This is a genomic window from Rhodococcus sp. C1 (assembly GCF_020809065.1).
In the GTDB taxonomy this organism is placed as follows: domain Bacteria; phylum Actinomycetota; class Actinomycetes; order Mycobacteriales; family Mycobacteriaceae; genus Rhodococcus_F; species Rhodococcus_F qingshengii.
This window is the reverse complement of record NZ_CP078080.1, coordinates 212839-229501: the sequence shown is the minus strand read 5'-3', so window position 1 is coordinate 229501 and position 16663 is coordinate 212839. Positions and strand designations below refer to the sequence as shown.

The 16663-nt window shown below is 63.0% G+C and carries 13 protein-coding genes; 2 read left to right on the top strand and 11 right to left on the bottom strand.

The window, feature by feature from the left end; all coding sequences use genetic code 11:
- Nucleotides 1–212: 212 nt before the first annotated feature.
- Genes zomB through glf form a run of 5 tightly spaced genes read right to left on the bottom strand, consistent with a single transcriptional unit; the run spans nt 213 to nt 6650 of the window.
- Entirely contained in the window at nt 213–2132 is a 1920-nt protein-coding gene (zomB, locus tag KTR60_RS01035; RefSeq protein ID WP_042921227.1) for a flagellar motor control protein ZomB, read from the bottom strand.
- On the bottom strand, nt 2110–3015 hold the full coding sequence (locus KTR60_RS01030) for a decaprenyl-phosphate phosphoribosyltransferase (protein ID WP_003943808.1): 906 nt from the start codon (nt 3013–3015) through the stop codon (nt 2110–2112). Before KTR60_RS01030 ends, zomB begins: the two co-directional genes overlap by 23 nt.
- Nucleotides 3012–3545 (bottom strand): phosphatase PAP2 family protein, encoded by a 534-nt coding sequence (locus tag KTR60_RS01025; protein ID WP_003943893.1) that lies wholly within the window; start codon nt 3543–3545, stop codon nt 3012–3014. Before KTR60_RS01025 ends, KTR60_RS01030 begins: the two co-directional genes overlap by 4 nt.
- The gene (locus KTR60_RS01020) at nt 3526–5439 is read right to left on the bottom strand and encodes a glycosyltransferase (RefSeq protein ID WP_007731821.1); all 1914 of its coding nucleotides are present in this window, start codon (nt 5437–5439) and stop codon (nt 3526–3528) included. Before KTR60_RS01020 ends, KTR60_RS01025 begins: the two co-directional genes overlap by 20 nt.
- A complete protein-coding gene (gene glf, locus KTR60_RS01015) occupies nt 5436–6650 on the bottom strand; it encodes a UDP-galactopyranose mutase (RefSeq protein WP_064113799.1) in 1215 nt (404 codons plus the stop codon). Before glf ends, KTR60_RS01020 begins: the two co-directional genes overlap by 4 nt.
- A 205-nt stretch (nt 6651–6855) precedes the next feature.
- Between glf and KTR60_RS01010 the strand changes: the two genes are divergently transcribed.
- Nucleotides 6856–7776: a VOC family protein gene (locus KTR60_RS01010; protein WP_180279543.1), complete on the top strand. Its 921-nt coding sequence runs from the start codon at nt 6856–6858 to the stop codon at nt 7774–7776.
- Here the strand turns inward: KTR60_RS01010 and KTR60_RS01005 are convergent.
- The 5 genes from KTR60_RS01005 to KTR60_RS00985 form a co-directional block, all read right to left on the bottom strand.
- Complete coding sequence (locus KTR60_RS01005; RefSeq protein WP_064113800.1) at nt 7742–8212, bottom strand: MarR family winged helix-turn-helix transcriptional regulator; 471 nt, start codon at nt 8210–8212, stop codon at nt 7742–7744. The genes KTR60_RS01010 and KTR60_RS01005 overlap by 35 nt on opposite strands.
- A 9-nt stretch (nt 8213–8221) precedes the next feature.
- The gene (locus tag KTR60_RS01000) at nt 8222–9145 is read right to left on the bottom strand and encodes an MBL fold metallo-hydrolase (protein WP_228401670.1); all 924 of its coding nucleotides are present in this window, start codon (nt 9143–9145) and stop codon (nt 8222–8224) included.
- Between the two features lie 110 nt (nt 9146–9255).
- Complete coding sequence (locus tag KTR60_RS00995) at nt 9256–10407, bottom strand: acyl-CoA dehydrogenase family protein (protein WP_081557203.1); 1152 nt, start codon at nt 10405–10407, stop codon at nt 9256–9258.
- A 2-nt stretch (nt 10408–10409) separates the two neighbouring features.
- Nucleotides 10410–11591, bottom strand: coding sequence for a thiolase family protein (locus KTR60_RS00990; RefSeq protein ID WP_007731825.1), 1182 nt, complete (start codon nt 11589–11591; stop codon nt 10410–10412).
- 90 nt (nt 11592–11681) lie between these two features.
- Nucleotides 11682–13091 (bottom strand): amino acid permease, encoded by a 1410-nt coding sequence (locus KTR60_RS00985; protein ID WP_064442963.1) that lies wholly within the window; start codon nt 13089–13091, stop codon nt 11682–11684.
- 171 nt (nt 13092–13262) lie between these two features.
- Between KTR60_RS00985 and KTR60_RS00980 the strand changes: the two genes are divergently transcribed.
- The gene (locus KTR60_RS00980) at nt 13263–14756 is read left to right on the top strand and encodes a PucR family transcriptional regulator (protein WP_003943944.1); all 1494 of its coding nucleotides are present in this window, start codon (nt 13263–13265) and stop codon (nt 14754–14756) included.
- A 102-nt stretch (nt 14757–14858) separates the two neighbouring features.
- On the opposite strand, the gene KTR60_RS00975 is transcribed toward KTR60_RS00980, so the two are convergent.
- On the bottom strand, nt 14859–16421 hold the full coding sequence (locus KTR60_RS00975) for a SpoIID/LytB domain-containing protein (protein WP_054827106.1): 1563 nt from the start codon (nt 16419–16421) through the stop codon (nt 14859–14861).
- Nucleotides 16422–16663 lie beyond the last annotated feature (242 nt).

Here is a 16663-nt window from a genome sequence, read left to right as displayed (position 1 = left end):
CCAAGTCACACTGCGCTCGCTGGACTTTATGTCACAGGTTCAGCTGTGACAAATAGGTGGACCGTTACGTCCCAATCCGCGAGCAACACCGTCATCACCCCTCGGGGGTGATTCAGGTTAGGTGAATCGTCTTCGAGTACATCGTGGCCAATCAATTCGGTGTTACTGAATCGAAATATTCAAACCCTCAACAGTCGGTGATGCTGATCACATCACCTGGGTGACTCCGGTGGAACGAGACCGCAGCGTTCCAATTCGTAGGCCGGAACCCGGTCGAATCGGTACTTCGCGAAGTCGAATGCCTGCTGGAAGTTCTGTTTGAATCTGGCCCAGGTCAGCTCGGAGCGGTACGACGTGAGCAGCTCCTGAGTTTCCGGGCAGGTGATGGCCAGCTTTGCGTCCGCAACCCAGTCTTCGTCGAGGAAGAACGGCAGCCACGGTCGAACGTCGATCATTCCCGTGTCCGCGACCACCCAATCCGGATAGAGATTCTTGTCGTGCCCGATCCGGCCGTCCTCGAGTCGCTCGGTGTGAGCTGCCAGGGGATACGCCAGCCCCATCTGATCGAGCACCCGAACGTCGAGGCCGACGTTCATGCTCGTCATTCCGAGGTTGAGGAAGAAGACGACGTGCTCGGCCGGCTCTTCGATCGGTCCGGGTGGTGGGACGACGAACCAGGAGTCGTAGCTCGCGGACGGCAGCAGCAGCCCACCCTCCGGAGTCCGCGCGATGGTCTCGACCATGGCACGCATTCGCGGATAGTCGAGGTAGTCCTCGGCCAGGATCGGATGCTTGTGACCGGTGTTGAGTGCGTAGAACGCTCGCTCGTCGACGATTCCCGAGCGACCCACCACGGATCCTTCGGGCATACCCGTCGTGTTCGCGGCGAAGAAGGCCCAGATGATCGTGCCGATCCACAGCACCGCCGAGACTCCGAAGATCGCGGTGTCGCGATTACTTCCGAACGCTGCCCGCGCCGGCACCCGCAACGGAATGACCGCCACCGGGATGAGCAGGCAGAACAGCACCGGCAACAGGACGCGGCCGTGCATGAAGTCGCCGCCGACGCGCAGAGAGTAGATCCCGAGGATCAGCCCACTGCCGAGAATGAAGGTGACAATCGCCCGCGGCGTGCGCAGAAACTGCTGAAAGCGCTGCCACAGCGGGCGTGCGGGTTGATCTGCGGTAGCGGTAGGTGTGTCCGCTCGGCTTCGCCACACGAGCAGCAGCGCACCGATGAGCAGGAACAGCAACGGCAACCAGAGCAGGTACGGCCCGACCAGGTTCCACAGGTACGCAAAACCCTGCGCCCACTTCGCGCCACCGGCGTCCTTCGACACCGCGGTGTTCGGGTACGGCAAGGCGTAATAGCCCATTCGCCAGATCTGATAGCCCACCGGGACAAGTCCGGCGACGACGACGATCAGTGTGCGAATCTTCCAGGTCAGGCCTGCGGAGAGAACGATCATCATCAACGCGGCAGCACCGGGAATCGCCATCTCGGGTCGAACCAGTGGTCCGAGTCCGGCCACGAACGAGAGAGTCAGGATCGACGCCGTGGACGGCGTCGACGCCTGCGCCCACCGAACGAGCAGTACCCACAGGAGCGCGATCCAGAAGATCACCAAGCATGTCTCGAGCCCGGAAGTGGCGAAATCTCGCGCAGGCGGAACCGCGATGTAGACGAGAACACCTGCCGGTACCAGCAGGATCGTTCCGCCCGCCGACGGCCGAACGCCGCGGTACAGACGACCGGTGCCGAGCATCGCCAACACGACGGCAGCAGTCGAGAGTACGAGCGCGATCGTCAGAACAACGTATTCGAGACGGATCTGCGTGAGCCAACTGAACGCGTAGACGATGTACGTCCACGCGGTACTCGTGTTCGCCTCGACACGCTCACCCGCGTTGAAGACCGGGCCGTTCCCCGCAAGCAGGTTGCGGACGGTTCGCAAGACGATGAGTCCGTCGTCGGCGATCCAGCGACGCTCCCACGCACCCCAGAACATGAGGGCAGCAGCAAGCACCACCCCGCCGAGAAAAACTCCTCGACTGAGGGTGGTGCGATTCGCCGCAGTGTCGACGTGCGGGTCGGCCTCGGTGCGTGGCTCAGACGAGGTAGACAGCGACACCCACTACTCCGATCCACGCAATCGCGAGGAGTTGCAGCACCCGGTCACCGAGCGCGATCTCCTCAGGCTCTCCGGCTTCGCCGCCGTCGACGTCCACCGCGTATCGCAGCACCGCGATGGTGAACGGCACCATCGAGATGGCGTACCAGTTGGTGCCCTTGATGGCGTCCTGTTGGAACGCCCACAGTCCGTAGCAGAGGACCAGCGTCGTCGCTGCCATCGTCCACACGAAACGCAGGTACGTCATCGTGTAGCTCTCGAGGGACTTACGGATCTTGGCGCCGGTCTTCTCGGCCAACTGCAATTCGGCGTAGCGCTTGCCTGCCGCCATGAAGAGTGAGCCGAACGCCATCATCAGCAGGAACCACTGCGAGAGATCGATCTCGGCGGCAACGCCACCGGCGATCGCTCGAAGCAGGAAGCCGGACGAGACGATGCAGATGTCGATGACGGCCTGATGCTTGAGACCGAAGCAGTAGGCGAGCTGGATGACGATGTACACGCCCATGACCACGGCGAGTTGCCAGTTGGCCAGGAAGGACAGCCCGATCGCACCGGCAAGCAGCACGACTGCCATGCCGTAGGCGATGTTGACGGGTAGAACGCCGGCCGCGATGGGACGGAATCGCTTCGTGGGGTGAGCACGGTCGGCTTCGACATCCATCGCGTCGTTGACGAGATAGATGCCTGATGCCGCCATACAGAACACGACGAACGCCAGCGCGACGGGCAACAGCACGTCGGCTTCGGTGGCGGTTCCGGCCGCGATGGGCGCTGCCAGCACAAGGACGTTCTTGACCCACTGACGTGGGCGAAGCGCCTTGACGATGCCGGCGGGCAGGGACTTCGGGGGTCCGCTGACCGTAGCCGGTTCCTCGCTCATTTATCTCCACATTTCTGTTCGGCTCTGGCTTCTTCGACCCGGCGAACTACCGCCGCGGATGCGGCTCCCAGTGCCGCTCCGGCGAGTACGTCGGTCGGGTAGTGAACTCCCAGGACCAGACGCGAAAGCATCATCGGGGGCACCAGCAACGCCGGTAAGGGTAGCCCGGTGAGCCGACCGATCAGCACAGCCGCCGCCGTCGTCGACGTCGCGTGTGATGACGGGAAGCTGAGCTTGCTCGGTGTCGAGACGTTGACCTGCACCGAAGGATCGGAAGGTCGCTTGCGCCTGACCACTCGTTTGATCACCACGGAGGCGGCGTGTGCACCGAATGCTCCGACGGCCGCTCCGGCCCATTCCCGTCGACGCGGCTTGTCCACAGCAGCTCCGACGGCAGCGATCGCGATCCACCCGAGGGAGTGCTCACCGAAGTGAGACATACCGCGGGCGACCTTGACGGCTCCCGGCAGCTGCCCGACGGTCGACTGAATCCCGGCCAGAATCTGTACTTCAGGAGATGCCGAAGACACGTTCCCACCTTTCCGTGCTGGTCAGTGAAGGAACGGCGTCCTGGTACTGCTTCTTGAGCTCGGGGAAACGGGCGGCGAGTTCGCGGCGCAACCGTGTTGCTTCCTTGAGCAGTTCGAGCGCGAGTTTCGGGTTTCGCTTGCGGTAGACGACGCCGCGACCGTCGGCCGTGGTGACGGTGACGCCGTCGACCTGCGAGAGCAGGAACCAACGGGCGTCGATGGTCGGAACGTTGAGCTGAGGGCGCTCGAGGTGTTCCGGCTTGGCCGGCTTCACGTTGTGCACTCCGGCCCTGAGGACCCGGGTGATCTTCGCGACGGTCGACAGCGGCAGGCTCACGTCTCCGACATCCGCACCGGAGGGCAGCGGCAACGCAGTCGACGACGGCAGTACGACCGCGTCGGAGAATTCCTTGCGCTGGGCGTGGACCTCACCGAGTGCCGTCGGCAGCATGTTCGCGACGTGCTCGGGTCCGGCGAGGAAGTCCGCGATGGCCTTGTTCTGGATCGCGACGGTGGAGTACTCGAGGCACAGCAGGTGCTTGAGCGTTGCCTTCACCGTGTTGACCACGAGGCCACGGCCGTTGCCCGGCATGTGGAGCGCGGCCACCACCAGACGGTTACGGAGGTGGAAGTACGCCTGCCAGTCGATGGCGTCGTCCTTGTCGCTCCACGCCATGTGCCAGATCGCGGCACCCGGAAGTGTGACGGTCGGGTATCCGGCTTTCTTTGCGCGCAAACCGTATTCGCAGTCGTCCCACTTGATGAAAAGCGGTAGCGGCTGCTTGATTTCTTCGGCGACCTGGCGCGGGATCATGCACATCCACCAGCCGTTGAAGTCGACGTCGATGCGGCGGTGCAGGAGTTTCGATTCGCGCAGCGGCTTCTTCGAGAAATCGTGGTCGTATTCGACGTTCGGTGCCGCGGTCCACATGAAGATGCCGCGGTCGACCACTTCACCCATCACGTGGAGGTGGCTTCGTTCCTGCAGGTTGAGCATCTGCCCACCCACCAGCATCGGCGACTTCGCGAAACGCGAGAACGAAAGCGCACGCAGAATCGAGTCCGGTTCGATCTCGATGTCGTCGTCCATGAACAGGATGTGCTGGCACTGCGTCGTCTTGAGTGCCTCGTACATGATTCGGCTGTATCCGCCCGAGCCGCCGAGGTTGCCCTGATCGTGAATGGCGAGCCGATCACCGAGCGCTGCAGCAGCTTCGGCGAATCCGGGTTCGTCACGCACCTTGCGGGTGCCCTGATCCGGCATGATGACGGCCTTGATCACGTCCGACACCAGCGGATCCGAAGCCAGTGCAGCAAGCGCCTTGACCGCGTCGGTCGGACGGTTGAACGTCGGAATACCAACGGCGACAGTCGCTTCGCCGGGAGCCTCGACGGGTGCGTACCAGCCGCCGCTCTCGACGACCACTGCCGTATCGGTGGTGATGTCGAACCAGATCCAGCCACCGTCCTCGAACGGCGCCAGTTCCACCTCGAACTCGACCGCGGCATCGCCGTCGGCAAATTCCTTGCCTTCCACGTGAATTCGCGAGGAATCCGCCTTGGAACGGTAGATGTCGACGCGGCCGTGGCCGGACAGCTCGAGACGAAGGACCACCGATTTCAGGATGGACCATCGACGCCAGTAGCTGGCGGGGAACGCGTTGAAGTACGTGGCGAACGAGACCTCGGTCTCGGCGCCGAGCGCTACCGACGTGCGCGAGGTCGAGTGCGCCCGCCGACTGTTGGACCAGGACTCTTCCAAGTACAACGTGCGGACGTCGAGCGGCTCACCGGCGCGGGGCAGGATGATCCGCTGAAGCAGGGACTTGCCGAGGTAGGTCACCTCGTCGCCGCTGACGGCATCTTCGCCTTCGAGTAGATGACGTGCGTTCATTCGCTCTCCCCTGCCAATTCCGCACCCGTTTCGAGATGCGGGCGCAGGGTGTTCTCGAACATCGTCAGCGCGCTGGCGATCGCCATGTGCATGTCCAGGTACTGGTAGGTGCCGAGACGCCCACCGAAGAGGACCTTGTTCTCCGCGGTCTCCTTCTTGGCGCGTGAGCGGTACGCGGAGAGCTTCTCGCGATCCTCTGGAGTGTTGATCGGGTAGTACGGCTCGTCCTTCGCCTCCGCGGCACGTGAGAACTCACGCATGATGACGGTCTTGTCGGTCGGGTACTCGCGCTCCGGATGGAAGTGACGGAACTCGTGGATACGGGTGAACGGCACGTCGGCGTCGTTGTAGTTCATGACCGGGGTGCCCTGGAAGTCTCCGGTGGGCAGAACCTCGGTCTCGAAATCGAGGGTGCGCCATCCCAGTGCACCTTCGGAGTAGTCGAAGTAGCGGTCGAGCGGGCCCGTGTAGATGACAGGGGCGTCGGGGCTGGCGGTGCGCAGTTCGTCGCGGACGTCGAAGTAATCGGTGTCGAGGCGGACCTCGATCTTCGGATCCTTCGCCATGTTCTCGAGCCACGCCGTATATCCGTCGACGGGCAGGCCCTCGTACGTGTCGTTGAAGTAGCGATTGTCGAAGTTGTAGCGGACCGGCAGGCGGGCGATATTCGCCGCGGGCAGCTCGGTGGGGTCGGTCTGCCACTGCTTAGCCGTGTAGTCACGCACGAACGCTTCGTAGAGCGGGCGCCCGATCAGGGAGATCGCCTTCTCTTCGAGATTGGAGGCGTCCTTCGAATCGATCTCGCTGGACTGCTCGGCGATGAGGGCGCGTGCTTCTTCGGGAGTGAAGTACCGACCGAAGAACTGCGACACGAGACCGAGTCCCAGCGGGAACTGGTACGCCTGCCCCTTGTGCAGCGCGAAGACGCGGTGCTGGTAGTTCGTGAACTCAGTGAACTGGGTGACGTAGTCCCAGACCTTCTTGTTGGAGGTGTGGAACAGGTGGGCACCGTACTTGTGGACCTCGATGCCGGTCTCCGGCTCTGCCTCCGAGTATGCGTTCCCCCCCAGGTGGTGACGGCGATCCAACACCAGCACGCGCTTACCCAGCTGGGTAGCGGCACGCTCGGCGATGGTCAGCCCGAAGAATCCCGAACCGACGACGATCAGGTCGTACTGGGCACGGGCGGTCTCTGAATTTGCAGCGGTCACGATGAACCAGGGTATCGGACCTGTTCGGAAGCCGAGGGTTGGATGCGTCACCAGGGACTATGGCCCCCGTTTCCTGATTTCAGCATCACTGGCGGCTGCCACTCCCAAATTGCTTGGCAAAACCAACGATTGACTTGCCAATCATTGGTCACACTGCTTATATTTTGGGAACAGCAACCATCAAGTGCATTCGAGGGAGATCATCGTGATCCAGGAACTGTCGTATATCGGAGTCGCGTCACCCAGGGCTCAGGACTGGAGAAAGTACGGAACCGGACTTCTGGGCGCGAAACTGTCACCAGACGGGCCGGATGGCGCAATCCGGCTCGCAGTAGACGACGTCAACTATCGAATTGCCGTCCACCCCGGCAAGGTAGACGAATTCCTGTACGCCGGTTGGGCAATGGCCAATGAATCCGATCTTCACTCGTTCGCCGCGCACCTCGACCGGAGCGGCATCACGCTGCACGACGGCAATCCCGACCTGCTCGCCGAGCGGCAAGTCGCCGAACTCGTGTGGTTCACCGACCCATGGGGAACTCGACACGAGATTTCGTGGGGAAAGGCATCGACGCCACTGTCGTTCACACCGGGTCGTGTCATGCGCGGCGGATTCGTGACCGGAGATCAAGGCCTGGGCCACATCGTTTTACAGGTACCGAATATCGAGGAAGCCAACAAGTTTTACGTGGATGTGCTGGGTTTCCGACTATCGGACCGGATCACCAACGACCAATTCACCGTGCGCTTCTATCACGTCAACGGACGTCATCATTCACTTGCACTGGCCGAATATCCCGGCCACGTCGGATTCAACCACCTCATGCTCGAAGTCGAATGCATGGACGATCTCGGACGCCTGATCGATCTTCTCGACAGCCACGACACCGAGGTCATGCAAACGCTGGGGCGCCACACCAATGACCTGATGACGTCGATCTACATCGGCAGCCCGTCCGGTCTGCAGATCGAGTACGGGTTCGGTGGACTCACCGTTGACGATCTGAGTTGGGTGGCAAGAACTTACAACCAACCGAGTTACTGGGGCCACAAGCGTCCAGCCGAGACGAGCAAAAGAGTACCCGGAATCATCAGGCCTCTGACGGCCGCGCCGTCTGCCCCGTGAGCTTGGCGGATACGACCGTCAATGTCTCACGTTCCCGATCGGTCAACGACTCGAAGACCTCTTGCTCGACGCCGTCGAGGGCCGCATCACCCTCGATCAACTTCGCTACTCCGGAGTCCGTGATCGAAACGACCTGCCTACGCCGATCAGATTGATCACGTTCGCGCACAACGTATCCCGACTCCTGCAGACTGTCGAGATAGGCAACGATGTCACCGGGGTCGACCACCACTCGGGAAGCAAGCTCCTTTTGATGGCATGGGCCGAGTTCATCGAGTGTGCTGAGAATGGCGTGATGATTGGGCAGCAGTCCGACGCGAGACAAAGCCTCCGCGTACGACTGCCTCACGCGGAGTGCGGCTTTGACCAAGCCGTATCCGATCCGACTCGAAAGCGGCCTGCCGGAGAGCGATGGCGTCGATTCGGTCGCAGGCATTGGCCCATTCTATGCAGGCCTCGCAACATATATCGAAGGTGCCATCGGGCGATCGTCCTCGTTCAACCGAACCGTGATCGGTTCGTCGACCGGAAAGTGTGCGGGAAGTAGAAGCAGTCCCTTCGACGCGCAGCGTTCGAGAAGTTCGCGGCGGGTGACCCTCGCGATCTCCGGATCCGCGTCGCCGCCCTGACTGAGGTCCGGGTACAGAAACTGGATCGGATGGTGGACCACATCGCCGGAGATGACGGCGCCGCCGTCGGCAGTGCGAATCTCGATCACGATGTGGCCCGGCGTGTGGCCGGGCGCGCTGCGAACGACGACGCGTGTGCCTTCGGACTCGACCAGGACGTGGCCGTCGTCGACCGCCTCCCACTTCGCCCCGTCCAGAACGGGACGGACGCTGTCCTCGAAGGTCTGCGCCAGATCCGAGACCACTCCTTCGTGTGGACCGTCGGCGGCGAGTTGTTCGAGCGCGGCCAGTTCGGTGCGATCGAAAATGTAGGTCGCGCGGGGGAAGGTAGGCCGCCAGGTTTCGGCGTCGAGGGCGGTGTTCCAGCCACAGTGGTCAGGGTGCAGATGTGTGCTGACCACCAGATCGACGTCGTCGGCGGACACACCGGTGGCTGCGAAGCGTGAGAGGTAGTCGGTGCCGAACATGTGATGCGGCAAGAGGTTCGGCCGGTGCTTGCTGTTGCCGTTGCCGGTGTCGACGACGACGGCCTTGCCGCCGATCTCCACCAGGTAGGTGTGGATGGCAAGCACGAGGTCACCACTACCCTCGTCGAAGAACTCCGGTGTCAGCCGCGCCGACGCTTCACTGATCTCGGCCTCACTCGCCTGGGGAAAGAGCTCTCGCGGCGGAAACGGCCAGTGCGCCAGCTCTGTCAGTTGGGTGACGCGCGCCGACCCGACGTCGATGGTGAAGCTCATCAGTGTTTGCCTTCCGAACAGCTCGATACCGCTTGTGGGCACACACAAAGGCACCCACCGAAATGCTCGGTGGGTGCCTGGTCGGTGTCAATGGTTTTCGACGCCGGTGATCAAAGACTCTTCGCGATGATGCCCTTCATCACTTCGTTGGCGCCGGCGTAGATCTTCTGGACGCGGGAGTCCTCGTACATGCGCGCGATCGGGTATTCACGCATGTAGCCGTATCCGCCGTAGAGCTGCACGCACCGGTCGACGACGGCGCATTGCTGCTCGGTGAGCCAGTACTTGACCATCGCGGCGTCTGCGCCGTCCAGCTCGCCGTTGAGGTGATCCTCGATGCAGTTGTCGAGGAAGACACGGCAGGTGCGTGCGATCGTCTGGCACTCGGCCAGCTCGAAGGCGGTGTTCTGGAACTCGAAGAGGCTGTGCCCGAACGCTTGACGCGCCTTGGTGTATGCGACGGTCTCCTCGACTGCACGCTCGATGGTGCCGATGGCCTGCGCGCCGATGATGAGGCGTTCCTGCACCAGTTGCGCCATCAACTGACCGAAGCCGAGCCCCTCGGACTCACCGAGGAGGTTCGAGACGGGAACGCGAACGTCGGTGAAGGACAGCTCCGACGTATCTGCGCCGTGCTGACCGACCTTGTCGAGCACGCGGCCGACCGCAAAGCCTTCGCAGTCACGAAGATCCACGATCAGGAGCGAGACACCCTTGGCGCCCGCCTTGGGGTCGGTCTTGACGGCAAGCACGATCATGTCTGCGCTGCCACCATTGGTGATGAAGGTCTTCGACCCGTTCACGACGTAGTGGTCACCGTCACGGATCGCGGACGTGGTGATTGCCTTGAGGTCGGAACCTGTTCCTGGCTCGGTCATTCCGATGGCGCCGAGGATTTCGCCCGTTGCCATACCTGGCAGCCAGGCCTTCTTCTGCTCTTCGCTTCCGTACTCGAGCACGTAGTGGGCGACGATGCCACTGTGCACGGAGTTACCGAGCGCATAGTCACCGCAGTAGCCCTGCGCCTCGAAGACAGCGAGATCGTGCGCGAAAGTTCCACCGCCCCCGCCGTATTCCTCGGGAATCGAGCAGCACAGCAGGCCGAGCTTGCCGGCTTCGAGCCACACGGACCGGTCGACGCGATGCTGAGCGTCCCACTGCTCACGCTTGGCGATCAGTTCACGATCGAAGAAACCACGGGCCAGTTCGGCTACTGCGGTGATCTCGTCGTCGTGCCACGACGGCTTGCGCTTGGCCGCCATGATCAGACCCGCTTCAGCAGGGCAGCGAGTGCCTGACCGCCGCCGATGCACATGGTGACGATGCCGAATTCGAGGTCGCGGCGAACCATGTCGCGCGCGGCACGCAGGGTCAGGATGGCTCCGGTGGCGCCGACCGGGTGTCCGAGGGCGATCGCTCCGCCGTACGGGTTGGTCTTCTCCGGATCCAGGCCACTGTCACGGATGACGGCGATGGCCTGCGAAGCGAACGCCTCGTTGACCTCGGCGGTGCCGATGTCGGACGGCTTCAATCCTGTTTGTGCAAAGAGCTTTTCGAGAGCGAGCACGGGAGCGTAGCCCATCAGGCCGGGCTCCATGGCTGCCGTCGTGACGGTTTCGAGCGTGACCAGTCCGGTGAGACCGCGCTTGGCTGCCTCGGTGCCCGTCGCGAGGACGAGTGCGCCGGCGCCGTCGTTGATGCCCGACGCGTTACCGGCGGTGACGGATCCGCCCTCTTCGAATGCGGGGCGCAGCTTGGCGAGGGTTTCGACGGTGGTTCCGGGCTTGGGATGCTCGTCCTCGGTGACGGTGACGGAGCGCCGACCACCGGTCTCGACGGGAGTGATTTCCTCGGCGAATGCCGCCTTCGCTGCGTCGGTAGCGGCACGGCGCTGAGATTCGACGGCGAACTCGTCCTGCTGCTCGCGACTGACGCCGTACTTACGGGCGACGGCTTCGGCAGTGCGGCCCATGTGAGCCTTGCTGAACGGGTCGGTGAGCATCGCGACGGTGCCGTCGACGAGGCTGCGATCGCCGAGCTTGTAGCCCGAGCGGGCGGCGAAGTCGTAGAAGGGCATGCGAGACATGCTCTCGTCACCGCCGGCGAGCGTGATGGCAGCTGCGCCCCATCGCATCTGCATCGCCGCAGACCACACAGCCTGCAGACCGCTGCCACAGAGGCGGTTGACGGTGTAGGCGGGGACGTTCTCGGGCAGTCCGGCGGCGATGCCGACGCGGCGTGCGTTGTAGGCGTCCGGGCCGACCTGGCCGATGCAGCCCATGACGACCTCGTCGATGTCTTCGGGCGCAACGCCGGCGCGGCTCAGCGCGGCCTTGGCTGCTGCGGCGCCCAGCTCGTGTGCGGGTACGTCCTTGAAGACGCCGCCGAAGCTACCGACGGGGGTCCTGGCCCCGTCGACGATGACGATCGGTTCGGGTGTGGTCATGATTGTCCCCATCTGCTGTGCTCACGTCGATTTCTCTGTCCGTGGCCGATACTAGGACATCGAAGTATCTCGCAGATGGGGACGTTGGTGTCAGGGTGTGGGAGCGCTCTCGGCGACGGGCACGACCTCGGCGTCGGCGTCGGTGTCTTTGTGGTTCCGGTAGCGGTAGAGCCCGATACCCACGAGGATCGCTGCAAGTCCCAGGGACACGATCATCTGGCTGCGCGTCGAGTCCAGGGTGAGCATTCCGATGCAGAGCGCGATGATGGCGGCGATCGTGGCGTAGGTCAGGTACGGGAAGAACCACATCTTGAGTTCCAGCTCCTGGCCCGAAGCTTCGAGCTTGCGGCGGGTGCGCAGCTGGGACACCGAGATGACCAGCCAGACGAACAGCGCGATCGCACCGGAGGAGTTGACCAGGAACAGGAAGACCTTGTCCGGGGAGAGGTAGTTCATGCCGACGGTCAGGAAGCCGACGATCGTCGAGACCAGGACAGCGCGCATCGGGACGCCGGTCTTCTCGATACGTGAGAGCGACTTGGGGGCGTCGCCGCGGCCGGCGAGGGAGAAGATCATGCGGCTCGCGGTGTAGAGACCGGAGTTGAGGCAGGACAGAACCGACGTGAGGACGACGACGTCCATGATGTTGCCCGCGGCCGGAATGCCGTAGGAGTCCATGACGGCGACGTACGGGCTGAGTGCAACCGACGCGCTGTCCCAGGGAAGCAGGGTGACGACCACCGCGATCGAGCCGATGTAGAAGATGAGAATTCGCCAGACGACGGATTTGACGGCTGCGCGAACAGCTTCGAGCGGGTTGGCCGATTCACCGGCGGCGATGGTGGCGATTTCGGCCCCGAAGAACGAGAACACGACCACAAGGACTGCGGCGAGCATCGCTCCTGTTCCGTTCGGCAGGAAGCCGCCGTGACCGGTCAGGTTTGTCATTCCGGGTGCTTCGACGCCGGGCATCCATCCGCAGATCGCCACGATGCCCATGCCGAGGAACGCGATGATGGCGACGACCTTGATGGAGGCGAACCAGAACTCGAACTCGCCGAACGACTTGACCGAGATGATGTTGGTCAGCGTCAGCACGATCATCAGAATCAATGCCCAGGTCCACTGGGGAACGCCGGGGACCCAGCGATTCATGATGAGGGCACCGGCGGTGGCCTCGATACCGAGCACGATGATCCAGAACCACGCGTACAGCCAGCCGATCGAGAAGCCCGCCCAGCGCCCGATGGCCTTGTCGGCGTACGAGGAGAACGAGCCGGTTTCCGGCGACGCTGCCGACATCTCACCGAGCATGCGCATCACGAGGATGACGACTACGCCGGCAAGCGCGTAGGAAATCAGGACACCGGGTCCCGTCTCCTGGATCGCCACACCGGAGCCGACGAACAGTCCGGCGCCGATGACGCCTGCGATCGCAATCATCGACAGATGCCGCTTCTTCAGCGTGTGCTGAAGTGCCGGCTGGTCTGTACTGGACATCAGTACTCCTTGTGGGCTGTTCGGGACGTGGATCTCGGTGGCGCTCTATCCGGAGCGCATTTTCGATAGCGCCAGTGTCGGACCTTCGGCAAGCTCGCGTCAGGCTCCACTTTGTACAAACGTGACCGCAGGCACTACAAAGTGGCGAGTTCGAGGTGTCAGACTGGACTCATGCCCATCACGCTCCGCCAGCTTTGTGCGACCGAACAGTTCGGCCTTCGCGTCCTGGCTGGGCACGACCAGCTCGATCGCACCCTGACCTGGGCACATGTCTCCGAACTTCCCGACCCGACGCCCTTCCTCGACGGCGGTGAACTACTACTCATCACCGGGGTGTCACTACCGACGACGGCCGCGGAAACGACCCGATTCGTACGGACCCTGGTGGCGGCCGGAATTGCCGGAATCGGTTTCGGAACCGGCCTCGGATACGAGCAGGCGCCACAGACTCTGGTGGATGCGGCCACCCGTTTCAGTGTGCCCCTTCTCGACGTCCCATTGCGAACACCTTTCATCGCCCTGACCAAAGCGGTGTCGAAGGCGCAATCCGACGACGACATGAAAGCGCTGCGCAGCAATTACCAGAGCCTGCGGCGACTGCTTCAAGCTGCGGTGACGGTCAACGGCACCCGGGCAGTCGTACGACGGGTGGCGGAATTGATCGGCGGATGGGCGGCTCTGCTGGACTCGGCCGGACATACCGTCGAGATCTCACACACCGCCGCGGCCGCCGGAATCGAGCGAACTGCCCCCGAGCGCGACGCCCGCCCGATGGAAGTCAGTTTCCTCACGAGTGAGAACGAGGACGTCATCTCCCATCCGCTGCTGACGTCGAGGGGAAAGCTGATGGGGTACCTCGTCGCCGGCTGCCCCGGCGCCGTCGGTTCACTGAATCAGGGCATCGTCATCGCAGCCGCGTCTCTGCTCACGTTGATGACGGCTCGAACCCGAGACGCACAGCTGACGATGAACCACCTTCGTACCGTTGCGATGCATCAGCTGTTCGAGGGACAGAATGCGCTCGCCCGCAACATCTCCGGGGAACTGTGGGGAGGATTTCCGGTCGAGCCTTTCCAGGTCTTCCACGTAGCGGGCCCGAGTGGCCTGCTCGAGAGCGTGTCCGTCTCACTGCTCGATGGTCTCAGCCGCGATCTGGCGTTCGGCATCACCGACGGTGCACTGATTGCCGTCGTCTCGGCTACCGACAGCGGGCGAATCCTCGCCCGTGTCAACGAAATCGACGTCACCGTCGGCGTGTCGGACATGCTGTGGTGGGACGATCTCTCGCGCGCCAGACGCCAAGCCGCGCAAGCAGCAGCCGAGGCGGGTGCCCGCAACCTGCCTTCGATGCGGTTCGCCGAACTCTCGGAGAGCGGATTGTCCGCATTTCTCGACCAGGATCGCTCGACGGCATTCGCGGCGGCACACTTGCGCCCGCTTCTGGAAGCGAAGGGCGGTAGCGATCTCTACCGGACCTTGGCCATGTGGTTGGCACACAACGGGGTGGGCGACGCCGCAGCCACAGCGCTGAATATTCATCGGCATACGTTGCGCAGCAGACTCGCTCGGATCGAGAGCCTTCTCCAGCTCGACCTCGGCTCCCCCACGGAACGTGCGGAGTTGTGGCTCGAGTACCGCCTGCTCGGCGACGCCCCGACCATCTGACCGACAACCAACGAACCCTGAACGACCTGAAGGGCCTCCGCCGGGTTACGGCAGAGACCCTTCAGAGTCGATACGTGCGAGTCGGTACCGACCGACCTTCCCCTAGCTTCCGCCCGTCGGTATCCACTCGCGGAGCACGTTGGCATCAACTACCTGCGCGCCCAAAACCTTTGTCCAGATGATGGTTCCGTTTTCGTAGACACGGAAAGTGCCTGCTTCGGAGGGCAACTGCATCTCCGGGCCGGCAGGAGCACCGAGAGAGCCGCTTTCACCGCCGAGCTCCCGATACTTCTTCTCGATCTGCGTCTCCGTAACCGTACCCGATGGATCGTCGGATGGCGAATTGGATTCCGGCACTGTCGATTCCGAATCCGGTGCCACTACCACACCCGCACCGTCACCGATGGTGAACCAGTCGGATTTCAGGCCGAGTTTCTGGCGGAACTGAATTCCGGTGGCACCAACAGTTGCATTTGTTCCGACTACCTCGACTGCCGTCACTCGCCCGCCGTCGGTACCGAATCCGTTGCGCGAGAGAATCTTGAGCGATTGCAGCTCACCCACATCGAAGGCGTCCGCAATCTGCCCTGCGGTCAGATTCACTGTCCAGTCATGATTCGGAGAAAGGGCGTCACCGAGATCCTCGACGGCCGGGAATTCACCGCCGGAGCTGTAACCTCCTGTGGACGAGGAGAATTCGGTGGCAACGATCTTGCCGTCACGCGACAGAACGGCGCCGGCGGTGGACCGGACGGCTTCGGTGGTGCGGGGATCTTCCTTGCCCGCTCCGCCGTAGACCTGGCAGTCCTGAGTGTCGCAGGTGTCGGCGTACGAGCTGCGATGCTCGGTCGCAGCGTACGAGCGTGCTGCCACGGCTTGCGCCCGTAGCGCTTCGGCCCCACCGGAATCGGCCCATTCGGCCTTCGCTTCGACCGGCACCACGCCGAGCAGGTAGTCCTCCATGTCGAGGAGATTGACTGTCCGAGCCGAGCCGTTGTCGAGCACTACGCCGAGGGCGCCTCGATAGGGCGCGTCGTTGTTGCACAGCTTCAGGAACTGGTCGGCGGGTCGATCAGGACCGAGGTCCACCGGGTCCACCCACGGATGGTCGGTGACCGCTTCCCAGACAACCCCGCCACCACACCCGCTGGTGACCACTACCTGCGCACCGCCACCGGGCAGTGCAGTGAGATGGGCAGCCTCGCCGGGCGCGGTGCGCTGACCGTTGACCACGAGGCCGGCGTCGGAGTAGACGTCGAGCGTCGAGTTGTCCTGGGCCGTGAGCCGCACACTCATCTGGGCAGGCGGCATCGAGTCCAGGACGGTTCCCCCGTAGTAGTGACTGAGGATTCGCTCGCCGGACCAGCCGTCGTTCTTGGCGTAGCCGTAAGCGCCCCACTGGCCCATTCCACGGCCATGTCCGTTGCCGTGCCCGGAGAGCGTGAATTGCGTGTCGGCAGCGACGGCGTGCAGGATCGACGGCTCGTCAGCGCGGATTTGCGTGAAACCTCCGATCGCGACGCCGAGCGCAAGAGCCGGAACGAGACCGAGGACCGAGATCCGCATCAGCGAGGTTCGCCTCCCGGGTCCGCCCACCAGAAAGCGACCTGCGCGACCGGACACAGGCTTCTTACCTGCAGTTCCGCTTCTTCCGCTTCTCGCCATCAATGCTCTCCTCATCGCTACCGGCCTCACGAGTCCGCGAAGTCGGTACTTCGCGCGCAGGCCAGTCCACAACGATTTAACTAAAGTCTCACCCTAAGGTTGAGCGTTATGGACTTTTGTGACTAGTGTGGCAAGAGTGTTTGGAGTTAGCAACACCAGTCACACGAGTCACATCAGCATCACGAGTTGCAGACGTACGCGTCCGAAAACTGGAGTTCAACCCCAGAACATGGCATCCGACC